The following is an 18,592-nucleotide window of genomic DNA, read 5'->3' on the forward strand; positions in this document are numbered from 1 at the left end:
TGGCAGATACCATGGGGTAAGATCAATCCATAAGTATCACTGTCTGATCTCTATGCATAGCGCTTTTGGGATATTTCAACAATCTGCCGTCCTCCTCAAGAGAAATATGATACTCAAAATCTTCCTGCAGCTCTGCCCCGGGAATCCTGAAAAAGTATACCCACCGCCCACAGCTCTCAGCATTATATATTTTATAATCCCTGCCGCCAATTGGCCGTATGTTCATAACTGGGGTGCCGTCACAGCCGCCAACCACAATTACCTTTACCCTTAAGTCTTCACCCTTTTGCAGGGCAGTTCTCACGGTGGGAACCACCAGACGGGAAGCTTTTTCTATGACCTTTTCTTTGAGCTTTGGCAATCGGGGATACCATGCTTTCAGCTTATCTTCACACTGCTTCAGTATGGGAACAACCGCCCTTTGCTGTATATTAGCCATAACTCCCATATCTCCGTTTGTCTCCACAGACATCAGCAGATGATATTCCAGCTCCTCCACTGTTCTTAATAGTTCTCTGTAATCTGACAACGCGGATCCATGGTTTCCTGTTCTGCAGTGTTTTTCAATACTTCCCCACAGGCATCCCATTTCAGCAGTTCTTTTCATGGCCTGAAATGTATGGTCCCAGTAATCGTAACGGTTTTTTTCACCTATACCGCTTATTAAAGTTCCCAGACTATGAAATTCATCTGTAAAATCATACTGGCTTTTCATGTCCTCCCAGGGAATCTCATTACAATAGATATTTCCGGGACCATCCTCCCATCTGCTGGGCCTTGGCAGATTTCCATCTTCGCTGGAAAAAACAGCGGCTGCTTTTCTGCCTGCTGCCCTGCCAAACTCTGATTCTGCAAATGATATGTAAAAATCATCCGCAGGTGCATAACGCCCATTTTCTCTGTAAAGACCTAAGTCAGCCTCATAGTCCTCCCACTGCACACCCCCACAGTTAATTTTCCTGGAATAATCATTGCCGGCCAATTGATTGTTCTTCGTTGCACCTTCTATTGTTATGGCTGACAGCGCCGGGTCTCCCTCCCTCACTGAAAAACTGATCACCAGACAGGTATCCTGTTCCACTTCTACATTAGGAACGCGAATCTGAAAGTTTCCATCACTCACTGACACATTTCTTAAAAGCAGGTTTTTCACCTTAATATCAAGTTTTGTACAGGACTCCCAGAAATCCATACAGACTGTATAATTCCCCGGCGGAAGCTTTAACTCATATCCCGTACAGCCTTTTCTAGCAGTGCCGTGGATACCTTTAAATTGAGGATATTCTTCAATATATGAATCTTCCCCCATATATCCCTCCAGGCAGACCTCCTCCGGCAGCCGTCTGTTCCAGGGCTGTTCCCAGGCCGCTTCCATCAGCGCTTTGATGTTAGGGGCAATACTGCTTGTCCTCCAGTGAATCCCCAGCAGTCCGTCACACCCATAGCGTTTTGCGTCAAACGCGTCCCGCCGCACTCTTCCCACCCATAACTGAGGTGAGATCATAGCCGGATCATCCTCCAGCCACGGAATCGCCCAGGAGGGCCTCTCCTTTTTCAAATCCCGGAATTTGGGTTCAATGGGATCAAATCCCACATTTCTGTTGATGCATGAAAAGGGTACACTTTTTGGCAGGTAATTATGGAATGCCGCCCTGTCTTCCTGGGGACCCAGTGTCCATCCGCAGACAGCCAGCTCAAACGGCGCCTCTGTCTTTTCCTTTGCCTCCAACGCACATGCAAAATCTTTTATGGTTTTTTCTGTGTCTTCTTTTGTATTTCCAAGCCAGGTCCAGTCTTCCGGTGTCCACAGCCAATAGTAGTCCAGGGGATGTGTTCTCTTTATCCTTTCAAACATACCCTCATACAGGCTTTCAATAGTCTCTTTATCCGGTTCTCCTGTAATATTCAAACGTTTCTTCACCGCTTTTGGCACGGTAAGCGGTGCCTCTGTGCCTATACATGTCTGAACCGCTAATTTTTTTGCATATGAAAATGTCTCCTCCAGCATTTTCCCGCAGGCATTAAACATGCGGTTGTATTTATCTGCCGGTATCTCTGTATCATGAATATCCCGGCTGTATATGTCCTCCTCATACCCCTGCATGTAATCTGCGCCGTAACAATCCTTTTCAAAAATATTTCCCGTTCCGCAGGGATAATCTTTTGTCATCATGGGACCATATCCCCAGCTATTTCCGTTTGTCTTAAAATGCTGCACCGGATAGCTGTTTTTCACTGTGCCATCCCCATTACAGTCTTCCTGTTTCCCAATCCAGACAAGGGGTTCCGCTGTCATTGCCTTAGGCGCGTCCATATTTTCGGGATAGGTGTGCAGAGCGAAAAAATTTGCCCGCATTTTTGGCAGCTGAGTCAGAGCTGCATAATAATCATCCTTGTTCCACCAGTCAGGTCCCTCGGGGAAATCGTGGAAGGGATGAATTCCCCGCTCTTTAAACAGAGGTATTTCTTTTTTATTTATCTTCTGATTCCATATATCATGGGAATCCCTCTCATCGGGGATGGTGTCACCGTGGAGATAAAATTTAATACCCAGAAGTTCCAGGAAATCATATACTGCATAGAGTAAAGAAATCTGTGTGTTTCCTGTAAGTATCACCGGTTCCTTTTCTGTCCCTGCGCTGTACAGCAGATATCCTTCACCGCCAAGTTCTGAATAATCCAGAACATCCTCATATTGTTTTAATAGACAGCTTCCTTTCCGTGCTACAAGTATGACATTCCCGTGTTCCGGAACTTCATTTACAACAAGAGGCAGCTCCTCTCCCAGCACATAAAGATAACGTCTTAACTCTTTTGCCGCCAATCCTGTCAGCGGTCCATCCCCATAATCTGTCACTATATAGTTTTTCATCTGATTTTACCCTTATCCCTTCTGTAAAAATCACCCTTTAACAGCCCCCGCCATCAAACCTTTTACAAAATACTTCTGACCCACCACAGCCAGGATCACAATAACCGGAACACATGACAGCAACGCTCCCGCAAGAGGTGCTCCATAGGATATCTTATAAAAGCTCTGAAGCCTCATGAGTCCAATAGGCAGCGTGTATTTTTCCTCTGCGTTGAGATAGATCAGAGGCGTCATAAAATCGTTCCATGTGTTCATAAATGTTAAAACACCTTGTATGCCGATTCCCGCCTTGCTGAGGGGTATTGCTATTTTTAAAAATATTTTAAGCTCTCCGTATCCGTCTATCATTGCGCTCTCATACAGGTCCATGGGTATCTGCCCCATGATCTGGCAGAGCAGAAAGATGCCAAAGGCATTTATAAGAGCCGGTACGATAAGAGGTATATAGGTTCCAAACAGGCCCATACTCTTATACATCTGGAACTGCGGCACCATAAGAACCTGTGGCGGAATCAGCATAGTCGCCAGGATCATGCTCATAAGAAAACTTTTCCCCCTGAACTCAAACCGTGTAAATCCATATGCTACCAGTCCGTCGACCAGCATAGCGGACAACGCAGCGGCAGCAGCCACAAGGAAGCTGTTCATAAACTGTTTCCAGAACGGAATAGTCTCAAAAAGAGTTTTGAAATTATCCAGGGTAATCTCCCGCGGTATCAGACGCAGTATATACCGGTTCATCTCCAAATCGGTCTTGAGGGCTCCTGATATCATGAAAGCAAACGGATACAGGATAAACAACACTGCTGCCAATAAAACTATATGGAATACGACCCCAGTGAGCATTCTTTTTTTCTTCATACGGATACCTCATTCTTTCTCACGAAACAGATATCTCTGTACGGTTGTAATAATAAACAGGATAACGGCTATAACATAGCCCATTGTTGCCGCACGGTTCACTTGGTTATTTTTGAACATCGTATTATACAGATAAATGACCGGATACAGCATGGAATCTCTTGACCCCACGGAGGAGCCATTCTGTACTAGAGTTATGACCTCACCGAACATGGCAAAGGAACCCGTTATAGCAATAAAGATTATGTAGGTCATTATAGGTTTCAGCAGCGGCAGCGTTATATACCGGAATTCCTTCCATCTGCCCGCGCCGTCTATTCTGGCGGCTTCTCCAAGTTCAGCAGGTATTCCCTGCAGACCGCTAAGGAAATACAGACTGTTGATTCCAAAATACCTCCAGCACCCGATCAAGATCACAGACGGAATGGCCCACACCGGATCACTTAGAAACTTGACCGCTCTTCCGATCACACCTAAATCCTGTAAAGCTGTATTGATCAGCCCATTGTTTGTTCTGAGGATCAATTTAAAAACAATGCCTACCACAATTACCGATGTCACATTCGGAATAAAGAACGCGGTGGAAACAAATCCGCTTTTCTTCCCCATAAATCTGCTGTTCAGCATCAGCGCGGCCATCAATGCCACGGGAAGTATAATAAATATACTTCCCAGCATATAAGCAGACGCATTGAATATAGATTTCCAAAACCTGGCATCTGTCAGAACGGTCTGATAATTAACAAATGTAAGATGTCCTGCTTTCGTCTGTAAAGACAGCATCAAACCTGAGAGGGCAGGGTACAGTCCAAAAATTGCATACAGGATAAAAAACGGTGATATGAAAAGATATGGCATTAATTTCCGTTTATTTCTCTTCATATTTATATCCTCCTATGCGTTATTTGGATTCATTATAATCATTCACCGCCTCTGTCAATGTTTCTGCCAATTCTTCCATACTGATGTTGCCTTCCACCAAATCATACGCATTTGAGCTGAAGGTCTCTATAAAAGTATTTCTCCAGTCAGCCTGGTATTGTACTGGGATTTCATCTGCAAGACTTTCATAAAGTTCTCCCAAATTCTGGTTATTATAATACTCAACCGGGCTGTTGCACTCCGGCATGGCGTCATACACCGGTGGATAAAGAGCAATCATTTCATATTTTTTAACACAGTTGTCTTTATCCAACTGCGCGAATTTCATGAAATCCCACAACACTTCTTTGTCCTTGTTCGTATATTTTGTCATGCAGAGCCCTGTACCGCCTTTTACAGAAACTGCCGCAGCAGATTCTGTCAGTTTGGGCAGCGGTGCCATCTGCCATTTACCGCTCTGTTCCGGTACATTATCCCTAAGCCATCCTGCAGCCCAATCCGCTGTAAAATAGGTTGCAACCTTATCCTCTGCTATCACAGGCCAAGCCTCATCCTGAGTCTCCCAGGCGTACATCATCCCTTTTTGTTGCAGATCAATGTAATCCTCAACGATCTCTTTAAACTCATCAGATATATTGAGGTTTCCGTTCTCATCCACATAATCCACACCGGCAGCGCGCAGCATCAGTGCTATATCGTCCAACTCTCCGCCCATTGACATATCCTTGGTGGCTGAAATATAAATATCATGTTTGGCAAATTCTTCTGCAGCAGCCTTATACTCATCCCATGTAGTTGGAATGCTGATATTATATTCCTCAAACAAATCTTTCCTGTATGCCATAGTTACCGGACAGAGCGCATGTTCCAGACCATAGTAATGGCCGTCATAAGCATACAGATCCAGACGACTCTTAACCATCTTCTCCGTTACGCTATCCCGCTCCATAAATTCATCAAGGGGATAATAGCACATCTGCTCCTCTGACATAAAACGTGAAAAATATCCCTGTTCCTGATCCACCAAATCGGGAGCCCCTTCCCCTCCCGACGCATTGATCACTGCTAACCGTTCCGCCAGCGCATCTGTTGTCATGATTTCAATTGTGAAGCTCACGTCCGGATGTTCCTTTTTATACTCCTCTGTCACCCACCTGAAATATTCCGCATGCGGCTCTGCAAATGCCCAGATAACAATATCATCAGGATTTTTTTCCTCCTGAGCCTCTGCCGTGTCCTCTGTCTGCTTTTTCTCTGTCTGTTTTTCCTCTGTATCCCCTTTTCCATCGTTTCCGCCGCATCCTGTTAAAATAGATGAAAGTAACATAACGCTTCCCAATAACACTGCCATTTTCTTCATAGTATTCCCTACTTTCTTCTCCAATACGAGATTCTATTTTGCATTTTTAAAATCTTCAATTGCCTGAAACATTGCCATAAGATTCTCCGCGCTTGTAGGACTCTGGATATTATGCGTTGTGTTAAAGACAAATCCCCCTCCCCTTGCAAACAATTCCAGGCGCTCTCTCACTTCCCTATATACATCATCCGGTGTTCCAAAAGGCAGGGTGTGCTGTGTGTCAATTCCCCCGCCCCAGAAAACAAATTTATCACCCCACTTTTCTTTCAGTATCTTACCGTCCATGCCTTTTGCAGAAAGCTGCACCGGATTCAAAATATCCATTCCAGCCTCATAAAAATCCTGCAGAAAGGCCATGACTGCGCCACAGGTGTGATAAAAAGTTTTCCAGTTTGTGTTTTTATGAACCCAGTCATTGATCCTCTTATAGTACGGCTTATAAAATTCCCTGAAAGAATCCAATGACATAAACGGCCCGTTCTGCGTTCCGAAGTCTGTTCCTGATATGTAGACTACCTGTATTTTGTCCCCGCAGGCCTGACGGATCAGCTCTGCGTTTTTCAGTCCAGTCTCCACCTGCATCTCAAATATCTCATGGATGTAATCAGGACAGACATGATGCGCCATCATAAAGTCAGACAGGTTCCGGATGCCTTTCGGATATTTTACATTTGGTCCCGGAACCGTCGCAAAGTCTCCTATTGAGGCAATGGCGCCGCTGTAGACAATTCCATAATCCGTATTGTTATAATAATAATCACATTGTCTCTTCAGCTCGTCCAGATGTGCATCTGTAAAGATGGCAAAGTCGTCTTTAAAGTCCTCCCGCGCGCTGTCTGTATCCTCATCAAACTCAATATTACCCCGGGTTATGTTATCAAAGAAAAATCCACCATTGGGCATCATACCTGACGGCGGCACGCTCAGATCCCCCTGAGGATACAGATAGGTACGCCCTCCCTCGTCAACTGTTGTGTTAAAATCCAAAGGGACATCCACTTCAAGTCCCGACTGCATGATCCAGGGCTTACGGCCCGAATTGGAAAAACCAAACATATTCATGCCTGTTGATATCTCCACACAGTCCAAGTGCAGTTTCTGACGCACATCCTCTTCAACTTCCCCCAAAAGCTGAAGTGGTTCATTGATCTTTACCTTTTTTTCTTCAAGGCCAAGCGCTTTTCTCAACCGGTCAAGGGCATTTGCATTAATGCCGGTGATAGGTGTTGACCCCATATCCACCACCACTTCCTCCGGTTCCATATGATTTAGTGTCTGATCAAGCCTTTCTCTGCTGGTTGCCATTTGTTTCCTCCTCCATATTGATTTTTTGTAACTGTTCCTCCAACTTCACCGTCACAAGTAAAAAACCATGCGGATTAGTAAATGCGCAGACTTGCTGGATAGTTACCGGTTTCTCAGCCAGCCTTACAATCTCGAGTTTGTAAGATCAGCCGGTTTTTATATAGTAAAAGTGCGCGCTTAAAACTAACTGCCCTTTATCGTGTCCGTGCACGATTTGGCTAATTTTTTTCTCTTTACCCTTTTTCCGGAGTAAAGAGAAGGATTTTATATGTTATATTTAGTTGCGATAAAAATATGTGTCTTCACTGTAGATTCTTCAGGTCGGGTACCATACAGAAGATAGCGCCCTAAGATTTCAACCCCCAAAAATCCCTGCCTGAAAGGTTCCTGGCAGATAGTAGCCGAAACAATGCCTGACCTGAGATTCTCCCGGACCACGTCCGTTAAGTCATAGGTTACTATGCGGAGCTTTCTTTTACAGTCCGTCTCACAGACAGCCTTGATGCCGCCCTCCACACCTGCCGAGGCAAAACAGATGGTAGTCAGTTCCGGCTTCTCTCTGAGCAGATTTTTCACCAGTTCATAACATTTCTGGTCATCATCGTCATTCTCCATAACGGCATCTACAATTATGTTACTGTAATCACTTTTCAGCGTTTCCTCGATTCCCCTGAGGCGCTGTTCCTGAGCCATGACCATTCTGGAACCGATAATCAGTGCAATATGCTCCTCAGCCCCGTTACTCATCATACCCAGAAGTTCAGCCGCTACACATCCGCTGGTAATGTAATCACATCCCACATACGCAAGATGCCTGACACTTGATATATCTGTATTGATGGTCACCACGGGAATATTGGCATCTTCCAGTTCCCGGATTTTCTTTGCAACACTTTTGGAATTGACAGGAGTGATAACAAGGCCGGAAATCTTTTCTTCCAGTAACTCATCCATCTTCTCCAGCAGCAGGTCTGCATCAAATCCCTTTATTTTCTTTACAATATTCTGTATTCCGAAATGTCCCATCTCCTCCAGCGCGTTGTTCACACCATTGATCACATCGTTGAAAAACGGGTTTCCTTCCGAACAGAGAATGACACCTATTGTCTTTGTATATTTTTTATTCGCCAGTGTCCTGGCCGCCATATCGGGCTTATAGCCCAATTCATCTGCTATCTTTATAATTCTTTCAGCCACTTGTGGATTCACACCGGGTCTGTGGTTCAACGCCCTGTCAACGGTTCCCCTTGATACCTTCGCTGCCTCTGCAACTTCTCGGATTGTAACTTTCATAGATTCTCCTCAACCGTGTCCGTGCACGTTCATTAATTGTATTATAAACTAAAAAGTTGGTTTGCGCAATTGTCTAAAATATGCGAAATACCATGTGGAATTTTGTGAATATTTAACAACTCGCTGAATACTTATGATCTATATATTATCTGTACTCTATCCTGTGGAATATTTCACAACAGAAAATGGCACTTCATTTACGAATACAACGTGTCATGAAGTGCCATGAAAAATCATTAAATTATTTAGAATAGATCAATCGTATTGGACGCTTTAGATCAAGTCCTTACTTCTTATCAAAGAGATACATACTAAAAAACGAAACAATATCCCCATTCCACTGCATATCCATGTCGCAATGCTTTGCCATTTTAGCCGCATCTATACAATATGCAGACAGACAGGAAAATCTCTTCTGTTCCTGAACACAGGGTTTTCCCTCAGGCATTTTACATTCTTCGCACATATTACAAGGGCCGCACATGACAAACATGCCATTGTCATCAAGCCCTTTCTCTTTCAGTTCTTCCACTGTACGCAGGGTCATCCGGGTGTGCATTTTTTTGATCTGTTTTGTCTCTGCGTCATCAAAGATATTATTTACCGGTGTTCTGGACTGGAAAACTACCGCCCGGCGGTAATTCATGACTTTATCCTCCATCTCCTGAGGAGTACCGCAGTAAGGAGGGCATCCGTAGTTATTCCCGTAATTTCCGCAGGCATTCTGCTCACAAAACATACGGAACTCATGTTCAAATTCCAAATCCTCTGTACTCATCACGGCGGCTTTAGCAAATCCCGCTTTCTCAGCTGCTGCAATCAAATCCACTTCCCGCATATCACTGATTCTCCCTTCTGATACCCCTGGCCTGTTCCCGGTTCGGACACCTCCAAAGGCTTTACCGAAAAGAAAAGCTGCTGTCAGGCAGAAATCCCGCAGCAGCTCAATACACTATTTTCTTTACCTGCAGGAGGCCCATGGCGGATATGTCAGACCAATCTATACATTACTTTTGGGGTGCGGAGGATAAGCATATAGAGACAAGACCGCCTCTGGTGCCCCTCCTGCTTTTATGGATGCATAAATTCCTCACACAGGTTCCTGTTTCGTTCACGTTCTAAGCAGGCATTCCATATCAAATGTCTTAATGGATGGAAAACTTTCATCGGAAGCTTCAACCTTTTACTTATCCAAGCAGGTTTCCTGACTCACAGATCTTCGCTCAGCGCTCCTTCTCATATAATTTCTTATACAATGGATTCCCGCGCTTCACTCCCTGTTTACAGTGACCGGATCGTCCAGGACTTTCACCTGATTCCCTTTTCACCAGAATTTTAAAAGAGGGCAAAACTTAATCCTGGTGCACTTGTTAAGCTGATATGGAATTTATACACACATATACATTAGCATACTGCTGACTTGCTGTCAATGATTTCTCTGCGGCTCACGTATACGCTGCATCTTCTCTCCCCGCCGATTTACTGGCTCAAAAAAGAAGACACCACGCACCACACGCGGTATCTTCTGATATCTCCTGTGCTGTCAGCCCACACGAAGCTGGAATTTCTGTATATCTTTCTCACTGGAAACTTTCTCAATCTCCGCTCCCAGACATCTCAATTTCTCTTCAAAGCGCTCATATCCCCTCTGGATATAAACGATATCGTCCACAATGGTGATTCCCTCCGCAGCAAGCCCTGCAATCACAAGAGCAGCTCCTGCGCGCAGATCAGGCGCACTTACCCTGGCACCAGTCAGCTTGTGCACGCCGTCAATGATAGCTGTATTGCCCTCCACTTTAATGTTGGCTCCCATACGTGAAAGCTCGTCTGCGTATTTAAACCTGTTTTCAAAAATGGACTCTGTCACAATACTTGTCCCTTCTGCCAGTGTCAGCGCCACGGTAAACTGGGGCTGCATGTCAGTGGGATAGCCCGGATAGGGCATAGTCTTCACATGGGTGCGTTTCAGGCGTTTGGAAGCCACAACACGGACCGCGTCGTCAAATTCCTCTACCTCACATCCAATCTCCTCTAATTTGGCTGTGGTCGCCTCAAGATGCTTTGGAATCACATTCTTCACCATGATGTCTCCCATGGTAGCCGCTGCAGCGCACATGAAAGTACCCGCCTCGATCTGATCCGGGATGATAGAATAACTGGTTCCGTGAAGCTTCTCTACGCCTTTGATACGGATCACATCCGTACCGGCGCCTTTGATATTGGCTCCCATACTGTTCAGGAAGTTGGCCACGTCCACCACGTGCGGCTCTCTGGCTGCGTTCTCGATGGTGGTATTGCCCTCTGCCATGGCTGCTGCCATCATGATATTGATAGTCGCGCCTACAGATACCATGTCCAGGAATATATGCTTTCCTGTCAGCTTCTCCGCTTTGGCTACAACGGCACCATGCAGAATATCAACGGATGCACCAAGAGCCCGGAAACCTTTCAGATGCTGGTCTATAGGCCTGCTTCCAATATTACAGCCTCCGGGAAGGGGAACTTCCGCTGTCTTGTATTTTCCAAGCAGCGCGCCCAGAAGATAGTAGGACGCTCTGATCTTCTTGATATATTCGTATTCCACACTGATGTTGGCTATGGTGGAACCTGTGATCTTCACCTCTGTAGGACTGACTCTCTCAACAGATGCGCCGATCTCTCTGATTGCCTCTAATAAAACATTGATGTCACGTACGTCCGGTAAGTTCTCGATGTAAACCATTTCATCCGTCATGATAGCCGCCGCAAGGATGGCCAGTGCCGCATTCTTAGCGCCGCCGATCTCTACTTCGCCGACTAACGGGTTACCGCCTTTGATAACATATTGTTCCATATTCACACCTCTATATTTTATTTATGCTCCCTGCCGGTATATTCGGTTCCAGAAAACATAATCTCGTCTTCAAATTTACTTATAATGGTTCAGTTTCCTCACAGTTACGGGCAATGCTCCGCAACATATACTTTACCAATTCATCTGATCGAATAAAAGACAGACTTTCCGGCAGGTTATTTCAATAGCTTCCTGCTAAGATAGTCTACGACTTAAATATTATATTATAACAGATAAAGCAATTTGTAAACAAAAATTAATATTTTCATTTTTTCTTCATAAACCGACAAATTTTATTCTCTGTCACCGCTTCAGTCTTTCTACTATTTTCTGTAAAGTTTCCTCCACGTCCAGATTTTTCTCATCAACTGTAATATCCGCATACTTTTCGTACAGAGGTATGCGCTCATCGTAAAGTCCTCTCAAGTCCTGACCGTCCTTTAAGACAACGCCCCGTCCCTTCAAATTACTGAGGCGTTTGTCAAGGGTATCATAATCCAGCTTCAGATAGACGATCTGACCCGTCTCTGACAGCCGCTCCATGGCCTGTCCGCAGTACACCACGCTCCCACCTGTGGCAATAACTGCTTTTTTTGCCTCTTTCGCAACCTGGATATTGGCATTTTCTTCTGCCTTTAGAAATCCTTCCAGCCCATCCTGGGCAATGATCTCACTCAGCAGCCGGTTCTCCCTCTCCTGGATCACCAGATCCGCGTCTATGAACTGATAGCCCAGCACTTTTGCCAGAATGACTCCAACCGTACTTTTGCCCACACCGGGCATTCCGATCAATACTATGTTTCTCTTCATTTTTTGCTTTTCTTCTTTCTGCGCTTCTTAATACTGTATCCGAAGGTTCCCAGCTTTTTCCCAAGGCCATAATACTCCCCGTGGGAGTATACAATGGGATTGGCAAGAGCCAGGTCAAATTTGCCCTTCTCATCCATATATTCTTTATCCACATGTACAGCCAGCACGTCTGCAAGGAACATGCTGTGGCTTCCGTACTCCATGATCTCCTTCACCCGGCACTCTATGGAAACCGGTGACTCTTTTATCATTGGGGCGCCCACATGGGATGCTTCCTCTCTGGTGAGATGTGCCATTTTGAACTTGTCCACATCCCTGCCTGATCTTACCCCGCAGTAATCCGTGGCATATGCCAGCTTTTCCGTAGTCAGATTTATAACAAACTCCCTTGTGCTGCAGAGCATTTTATAAGAATAGCGCTCCGGCCTTACGGAGATGGATACCATGGGCGGGTTGGTGCACACCGTCCCTGCCCATGCCACGGTGATGATATTGTCATGCCCTTCTTCATCCGCCACTGTCACCATCACAGCGGGCAGCGGGTAAAGCATATTTCCGGGCTTCCATTCTATTTTAGCCATTTTGCTTCCTTTCTTCAAAGGTTTTTAATCGCATTTTTCGAGCACGATCGGTTCCCCATCCTCCGGAGTAAGCTCCATGGCGGCGCCTTCACTCTCGATCACAGTGCCGAGGAAACGCCATTTTCCCTTTGGCACAGCCACATTCCTGGATGTCCTGCCCTTTTCACAGATAGGTGCCACCAAAATATCCTCTCCCAGCATAAACTGGTCATTGATGTCTTCGTATCCGCCCTCCGGAAACTCATAAGCCATATACCGGGCTATGGGTTCCCCTGTCTGTGCCGCATGGTGGGCAAGTTCCAGGATACGGGGCATATACCGCTCCCTCAGCTTCACACTTTTTAATATCTTTTCATAGCTGTCCTGCCCCAATACCCTCCACGGCGCAGCAGAAAACTGCATGACAGGCAGAAGACAGGCGATCTCACTGTGGCGGTTGAACAGCTCCTGATCCAGATTGTCGCTGTTTTCCTGGAAATTCATATATTCTCCGCCGCCTATCATATCCGGGCTGCCAAAGGGATGCCCTGTGATCCCCTGCATCAGAGTGTCGGGCAGAAGTGCCATGATCCCCTCTTCCCCCCAGTTATGGGGCTTATCGCAGAGCCTCTGCATCAGAGACATTCCGCCGGCCTTAAAAGCCACGCGCAGCTCATTAAACGGGTATTTCTCAGCATAAGCGCACCAAAGACGCGCCATCTCATTGGGTGTGACACCGCCAGAGGTCACAATATCGTCGGGATAATAGAGCACATCGGCTCCGTCAAACTTAAAACCGTCTACCCCGATGGCTCTCAGAGCTTCCAACTGCTCATCCAGCCACTCTACAGCCGCCGGAGCAGACAGATCCAGGGCAGCAGAATAGCCGTTCCACCACTCTGTGATGAGCGGCTTTCCGTCCGGATTTTTGATGAGGATATCCATATCCCTGGCCTGGCGGTACTGCAGGGTATCCGGTGTGATATACGGACAGATCCACAGCATTACGGAAAAACCTTTGCTGTGGAGCGTTTTTAACATTTCCTCCGCATGAGGGAATTTTTCCCGGCTAAAAGCCCATTTTCCATAGTAATCAGACCATCCGTCATCAATCATCAGCACACCTGCGGGCATGCCGTTTTCCAGGATATGATCCGCATAGCTGAGGATATCCTTCTCATTCTGCCAAAAAGTAAGTTCTATCCAGGAATTATAGACCGGGTTTTTGAAAAATTCGTCACTCAACCTGACATCGCTGAACGGAAAATGCTCCTTACAGGCGGCAAGATACGCCCCTTTTAAGTTTACATAACCTTCCCTCAATTCTACATCCCGGTCAATGGTAATATTCCCGGCTCCGAAATGAAGAAGAAATCCCTCTTCGCACCAGAGATAGCGGCCTTTTGTAGATACAAAGAAAGGCACTGCCTGATTTGTGCTGTCATTTCTGCGCAGGTCGATCTCTGCTTCACTGGCAGCATGATAGGGCTGCACATGTGAGCCGTACACATATCCGCCATACCAGTATTCATTTTCCAAAATTGAAAATACCATATAAATTCCTCCCTGTTTAAGACCGCGGACGGCCTCAGTTATTCTGCTGCAGCGTGGCGATAAGTGCAGGGATCAACTGTTTTTTCCTGGACACCACTCCCTGAAGGATATAGCCGTCTTCCTCCTCTGTCACGCCAAAGGCATCCTCCACCAATTTCCCGCTTCCGTCCCCGTAACAAATGATCTCTGAGGATTCGTCCAGTATATTGGTAAGCATAAGAAATACCATGGTGATCCCGTTCTTGCCGCATTCTTTCTTCATAAATGGTATGAGGCGCTTTTTCAAATCTTTTAATTCTTCCTCATTCATGGAACTAATCTGTCCCACACCGAAATTGGTATCGTCTGCAGTAAAACGTTTGAAATCCTGATAGAAAATACCTTCTGTGGTCTTCCCTTTCAGATTGCTTCCCGCTGTAAACATCTCTTTTGCAAACTCTTCTATATTGACCCCGGCAATGAGTGCCAGCGCCCCTGCCGCCATTTTATCCATATGGGTACAGGTCGGAGAACGGAACATAAGGGTATCGGAAATAATAGCCGCACAGAGAAGTCCTGCGATATTAGGCTGTATTTCCATTGCTTTCTCCGTATAAATCTGATACATAATGGTAGCTGTACATCCCACAGGCTGATTTCGGAACATGATCGGCGAGATGGTTTCCAACGAACCCAGCCTGTGATGGTCAATGATCTCCAGAATATCCGCTGCGTCAATATTGTCCACTGCCTGGGACTTTTCATTGTGATCCACCAAGATCAGCTCTTTCTTCTTCATACCCAGCAGGTTACGTCTGGACACAGTCCCGATATACTTTCCATGCTTGTTCACTACAGGGAATGCCCTGTGCCTGTTCTTGACCATCACATCCTTGATATCATCTGTAAAATCATCCGTCTGGAAGGTGATCAGGTTGTCCTTCTTCATGATGTGTTTGACAGGGATACTCTGATTGATAAGTCTTGCCACAGTAAAGGTGTCCAGAGGTGAGCGGATGATCACACAATCATTTTTCAAAGCCGCGTCCTTGATATTCTCCGCCACCTCGGCGCTGTTGCAGACAATGACACAGCTCACGTTCTCCCGTATGGCGCACAGATGGTCCTCATGCCTGTCCCCCAGGATCACCAAGTCATCCTCCTCCAGAAACTCACCCAGCTTATCAGGATGTGCCGCGCCGATCACCACTTTCCCCCTGACAAAATATCCATGGGGATTTCCCGTCACAACAGTGCCATCCACAGTGTTGGCAATACTTCTGTACTGTGTTCTAGCGTTTGACAGAAAGTAATTGTCATGGGCATCCATATAGGATTTTGCAATATCTCCCGTGGTGATAAGCCCCTCTAACTGACCGTCTTCTTTAGTAATAGGCAGTGTCACGGCATTACTCTCTTTCATGATCGCCCAGGCGTCCTTTATGGAAATACTGCTGGAAACGCCGGGCGTCTCCCTGATCTCCATGTCTTTCACCTGTGTTCCCACATCTGCCAGATAGCCAGGCGCCTCCATACCGAAACGCTTCAGCACATACTCCGTCTCACTGTTGATCTGTCCTGCCCTTTTCGCCATATACCTTCTTCCGTCACCGGAGCGGTTCTTGATATCCGCATAGGCAATAGCTGAGCAGATGGAATCCGTATCCGGGTTTTTATGGCCCATAATATAGATTTTCCCTTGTTTTGCCATTCTCTGCGTCCTTTCCCTTACTTCTATATAATAATCATTTTCTGCAAATCTTCCCGCATCTATTCAGTCATCTCCCAGTCAGCGCAGTAAATACACAGACCCGCTGACTAGTTACATCCTACCATACTTTCCAAAGAATATCAATTTCCCCTCCTTCCATTCCCTCCCTTTTTACTTTCTTTGTTACTGTTCATAGTATACTAAAAGTGTAGTTTTTGTACAGTAACACGCTTCGCGATGCACACAAAATGCAATGAACTGCATTTTGGCGCTGGCTAACTCGGGATTTTGCTACGCAAAACGCCTCGCGGGATAATATATGTGAACAGTAACCTTTCTTTTTTCTATTTTTTTGCTTTTCTTCCTCCCCTGCGGGCAGAGAAAACCAGGAGAGGTATGGGAGAGGACCGGGGGAGAGAGCTGCGTGGGAGCGATGTTCGGTGGAGCGCCGGGGAGATCCACCTGCCCCAGTCACTTAATGAAGAGGCCTCTGCCGATGAATTTAGTGAATGGGAGCAGGTTAGCTCCATGGCAGCGGAACTCTTCGCTCCCACGCAGCTCTCTCCCCCGGTCCTCTCCCATACCTCTCCGTCCCCATTCTATCCCCCATTTTCTAAACACGGACATTGCGAACCCTCCCCTTTCTGTGATATAATCGAAGGCAAAAGAATTTGCTAACCGACACAGGAGGGAAAAATAATGGCAGAAGAAATGAAAAACCAGGAAACTATGGACGATTTCGCAAAAGAGATCGATGCTTCTTTTGAAAGCTTCAGAGACGCGGATATGGACATCTGGGAAAAACTGGAGAAGATGAAAGAGGACAAGACCGAATTTGAAGTGACCATCGAAGGTATCGTAAAGGGCGGAGCTATCGCTTACGTGGAAGGCATCCGCGCTTTCATACCGGTATCTAAACTGTCCCTGCAGTACGTGGAAGATCCTGAAGAGTTCCTGAAAAAGACTCTGACGGTCCGTGTCTTCGATGTAAACGAGGAGGAAAACAATCTGGTCCTCTCAGCAAGAGAAGTCCTGAGAGAAAAAAGAGACGCTGAAAGGCGTGAAAAAATCGCTGACATCAAAGTGGGCACAGTTCTGGAAGGTACTGTTGAGACTCTGCAGAACTACGGCGCTTTCGTTGACCTGGGTGACGGCATCTCCGGCCTGGTCCATGTATCTCAGATCAGCCAGAAGAGGATCAAATCCCCGAAAGCTGTATTATCTGTAGGCGATAAGGTAAACGTCAAAGTCATCAAGAACGAAGATGGAAAGATCAGCCTCAGCATGAAAGCACTCCAGGAAGTACCTGAAGAAAAAGACGAGTTTGAGGATATCGAAATCCCCAAAAGCGAAGAGCTGACAACATCCCTTGGCTCCCTGTTTAAAAATATCAAATTGGATTAAGACAGGAGTACATAACATTGAAAAAATTACTGAACCGGATTTTCGTGGACGGTTTGAGCGGCATGGCTTCCGGACTTTTTGCCACACTGATCATCGGCACGATCATCCAGCAGATAGGAAATCTCATTGGCGGAAACGTGGGGACTCTGCTGTATCAGTTCGGCAAGATGGCAGCTGCCATGACAAGCGCCGGAATCGGTGTTGGAGTGGCCTGCCGGTTTAAGGAATCCCCGTTGGTTGTGCTCTCTGCCGCCACTGCAGGTATGGTAGGCGGTTTCGCAGGCAAGATCACTGCCGGCGCCGTATTTGTCCAGGACGGCTCTGTGGTCCTGGCAGGCCCCGGTGAACCTCTCGGTGCCTTTGTTGCCGCTTATGTGGCTATAGAACTGGCACGCCTGGTCGCAGGAAAAACACGCCTGGATATCATCCTGGCACCACTTGTAGGCATTCTTTCCGGCTCTGCCGTGGGCATACTGGTGGGTCCGCCCATCAGCCGCATGATGACACAATTAGGCTCTCTGATCAACTGGGGAACCGAACAGCAGCCTTTTCTTATGGGAATCATAGTATCCGTACTTATGGGAATGATCCTGACACTGCCCATAAGTTCCGCTGCTCTGGGTGTGATCCTGAATCTGTCCGGCCTTGCTGCCGGTGCCGCAACTGTGGGATGCTGCTGCAACATGGTAGGATTTGCCGTGGCAAGCTTTAAGGAAAACGGAGTTTCCGGTCTTCTTGCTCAGGGTATCGGTACTTCCATGCTTCAGGTGCCCAACATAGTAAGAAAACCCATCATCTGGCTGCCGGTTATTCTGTCCAGCGCGATTTTAGGACCGATCGGCACCATGGTGTTTAAGATGACCAACAATGCCACTGGCTCCGGAATGGGAACCGCCGGACTGGTAGGGCAGATCATGACCTGGCAGACCATGGTCCCCGCAGAAGGCGCTGTGATCGTAATGCTGAAGATCATACTGCTCCATTTTCTGCTGCCGGGACTTTTAGCCCTGTTCTTCTGCAACTGTATGCGGAAACTAAACTGGATCAAAAATGGTGATATGAAGCTGGAAGTTTAAAACTTTCATACAATGGCAAATATATGCAATCCTATAAAATTTTCATTAACAATCGTCAAAAATGTGACAATATATCGCTTTTGTGATAT

Annotated in this window: 14 protein-coding genes and 1 riboswitch; of the genes, 2 read left to right on the forward strand and 12 right to left on the reverse strand. The window is 46.3% G+C overall.

Translation table 11 applies throughout. The features are described 5' to 3' along the window. Positions 1-22 precede the first annotated feature (22 nt). The 12 genes from BLCOC_RS26485 to BLCOC_RS26540 all read right to left on the reverse strand — a co-directional run bounded on the left by BLCOC_RS26485 (position 23) and on the right by BLCOC_RS26540 (position 16,023). Positions 23-2,872 (reverse strand): alpha-glucuronidase family glycosyl hydrolase, encoded by a 2,850-nt coding sequence (locus BLCOC_RS26485; protein WP_115623878.1) that lies wholly within the window; start codon positions 2,870-2,872, stop codon positions 23-25. 30 nt (positions 2,873-2,902) lie between these two features. Then, positions 2,903-3,733 (reverse strand): carbohydrate ABC transporter permease, encoded by an 831-nt coding sequence (locus BLCOC_RS26490; protein ID WP_115623879.1) that lies wholly within the window; start codon positions 3,731-3,733, stop codon positions 2,903-2,905. 9 nt (positions 3,734-3,742) lie between these two features. Beyond that, entirely contained in the window at positions 3,743-4,615 is an 873-nt protein-coding gene (locus BLCOC_RS26495; RefSeq protein ID WP_115623880.1) for a carbohydrate ABC transporter permease, read from the reverse strand. A gap of 19 nt (positions 4,616-4,634) precedes the next feature. Further along, on the reverse strand, positions 4,635-5,975 hold the full coding sequence (locus BLCOC_RS26500) for an ABC transporter substrate-binding protein (RefSeq protein WP_115623881.1): 1,341 nt from the start codon (positions 5,973-5,975) through the stop codon (positions 4,635-4,637). Positions 5,976-6,008: 33 nt separating this feature from the next. Next, positions 6,009-7,280 (reverse strand): uroporphyrinogen decarboxylase family protein, encoded by a 1,272-nt coding sequence (locus tag BLCOC_RS26505; protein ID WP_115623882.1) that lies wholly within the window; start codon positions 7,278-7,280, stop codon positions 6,009-6,011. A 264-nt stretch (positions 7,281-7,544) separates the two neighbouring features. Continuing rightward, a complete protein-coding gene (locus BLCOC_RS26510; protein ID WP_029471535.1) occupies positions 7,545-8,573 on the reverse strand; it encodes a LacI family DNA-binding transcriptional regulator in 1,029 nt (342 codons plus the stop codon). 286 nt (positions 8,574-8,859) lie between these two features. After that, complete coding sequence (locus tag BLCOC_RS26515; RefSeq protein ID WP_115623883.1) at positions 8,860-9,411, reverse strand: DUF2284 domain-containing protein; 552 nt, start codon at positions 9,409-9,411, stop codon at positions 8,860-8,862. Positions 9,412-9,750: 339 nt separating this feature from the next. Next, positions 9,751-9,939, reverse strand: a riboswitch (cobalamin riboswitch). Between the two features lie 177 nt (positions 9,940-10,116). Continuing rightward, positions 10,117-11,409, reverse strand: a complete 1,293-nt coding sequence (locus tag BLCOC_RS26520) for a UDP-N-acetylglucosamine 1-carboxyvinyltransferase (protein ID WP_018595349.1) — start codon at positions 11,407-11,409, stop codon at positions 10,117-10,119. A gap of 303 nt (positions 11,410-11,712) precedes the next feature. Continuing rightward, positions 11,713-12,219 (reverse strand): shikimate kinase, encoded by a 507-nt coding sequence (locus BLCOC_RS26525; protein ID WP_018595348.1) that lies wholly within the window; start codon positions 12,217-12,219, stop codon positions 11,713-11,715. After that, on the reverse strand, positions 12,216-12,800 hold the full coding sequence (locus BLCOC_RS26530; RefSeq protein WP_029471546.1) for a flavin reductase family protein: 585 nt from the start codon (positions 12,798-12,800) through the stop codon (positions 12,216-12,218). Before BLCOC_RS26530 ends, BLCOC_RS26525 begins: the two co-directional genes overlap by 4 nt. A gap of 24 nt (positions 12,801-12,824) precedes the next feature. Further along, the gene (locus BLCOC_RS26535) at positions 12,825-14,333 is read right to left on the reverse strand and encodes a glycoside hydrolase family 31 protein (RefSeq protein ID WP_115623884.1); all 1,509 of its coding nucleotides are present in this window, start codon (positions 14,331-14,333) and stop codon (positions 12,825-12,827) included. 34 nt (positions 14,334-14,367) lie between these two features. Then, a complete protein-coding gene (locus tag BLCOC_RS26540) occupies positions 14,368-16,023 on the reverse strand; it encodes a putative manganese-dependent inorganic diphosphatase (RefSeq protein ID WP_018595345.1) in 1,656 nt (551 codons plus the stop codon). 699 nt (positions 16,024-16,722) lie between these two features. On the opposite strand from BLCOC_RS26540, the gene BLCOC_RS26545 reads away from it, so the two are divergent. Continuing rightward, positions 16,723-17,427, forward strand: coding sequence for a S1 RNA-binding domain-containing protein (locus BLCOC_RS26545; RefSeq protein WP_018595342.1), 705 nt, complete (start codon positions 16,723-16,725; stop codon positions 17,425-17,427). Between the two features lie 17 nt (positions 17,428-17,444). Then, entirely contained in the window at positions 17,445-18,503 is a 1,059-nt protein-coding gene (locus tag BLCOC_RS26550; RefSeq protein WP_018595341.1) for a PTS sugar transporter subunit IIC, read from the forward strand. Positions 18,504-18,592 lie beyond the last annotated feature (89 nt).

Origin of the sequence: Blautia coccoides, from assembly GCF_034355335.1 — a bacterium.
GTDB classification, from domain to species: domain Bacteria; phylum Bacillota; class Clostridia; order Lachnospirales; family Lachnospiraceae; genus Blautia; species Blautia producta.

Coding starts and splice junctions, on each gene's coding strand:
- BLCOC_RS26485 (WP_115623878.1), bottom strand. CDS start 2,872: ATGAAAAACTATATAGTGACAGATTATGGGGATGGACCGCTGACAGGA.
- BLCOC_RS26490 (WP_115623879.1), bottom strand. CDS start 3,733: ATGAAGAAAAAAAGAATGCTCACTGGGGTCGTATTCCATATAGTTTTA.
- BLCOC_RS26495 (WP_115623880.1), bottom strand. CDS start 4,615: ATGAAGAGAAATAAACGGAAATTAATGCCATATCTTTTCATATCACCG.
- BLCOC_RS26500 (WP_115623881.1), bottom strand. CDS start 5,975: ATGAAGAAAATGGCAGTGTTATTGGGAAGCGTTATGTTACTTTCATCT.
- BLCOC_RS26505 (WP_115623882.1), bottom strand. CDS start 7,280: ATGGCAACCAGCAGAGAAAGGCTTGATCAGACACTAAATCATATGGAA.
- BLCOC_RS26510 (WP_029471535.1), bottom strand. CDS start 8,573: ATGAAAGTTACAATCCGAGAAGTTGCAGAGGCAGCGAAGGTATCAAGG.
- BLCOC_RS26515 (WP_115623883.1), bottom strand. CDS start 9,411: ATGCGGGAAGTGGATTTGATTGCAGCAGCTGAGAAAGCGGGATTTGCT.
- BLCOC_RS26520 (WP_018595349.1), bottom strand. CDS start 11,409: ATGGAACAATATGTTATCAAAGGCGGTAACCCGTTAGTCGGCGAAGTA.
- BLCOC_RS26525 (WP_018595348.1), bottom strand. CDS start 12,219: ATGAAGAGAAACATAGTATTGATCGGAATGCCCGGTGTGGGCAAAAGT.
- BLCOC_RS26530 (WP_029471546.1), bottom strand. CDS start 12,800: ATGGCTAAAATAGAATGGAAGCCCGGAAATATGCTTTACCCGCTGCCC.
- BLCOC_RS26535 (WP_115623884.1), bottom strand. CDS start 14,333: ATGGTATTTTCAATTTTGGAAAATGAATACTGGTATGGCGGATATGTG.
- BLCOC_RS26540 (WP_018595345.1), bottom strand. CDS start 16,023: ATGGCAAAACAAGGGAAAATCTATATTATGGGCCATAAAAACCCGGAT.
- BLCOC_RS26545 (WP_018595342.1), top strand. CDS start 16,723: ATGGCAGAAGAAATGAAAAACCAGGAAACTATGGACGATTTCGCAAAA.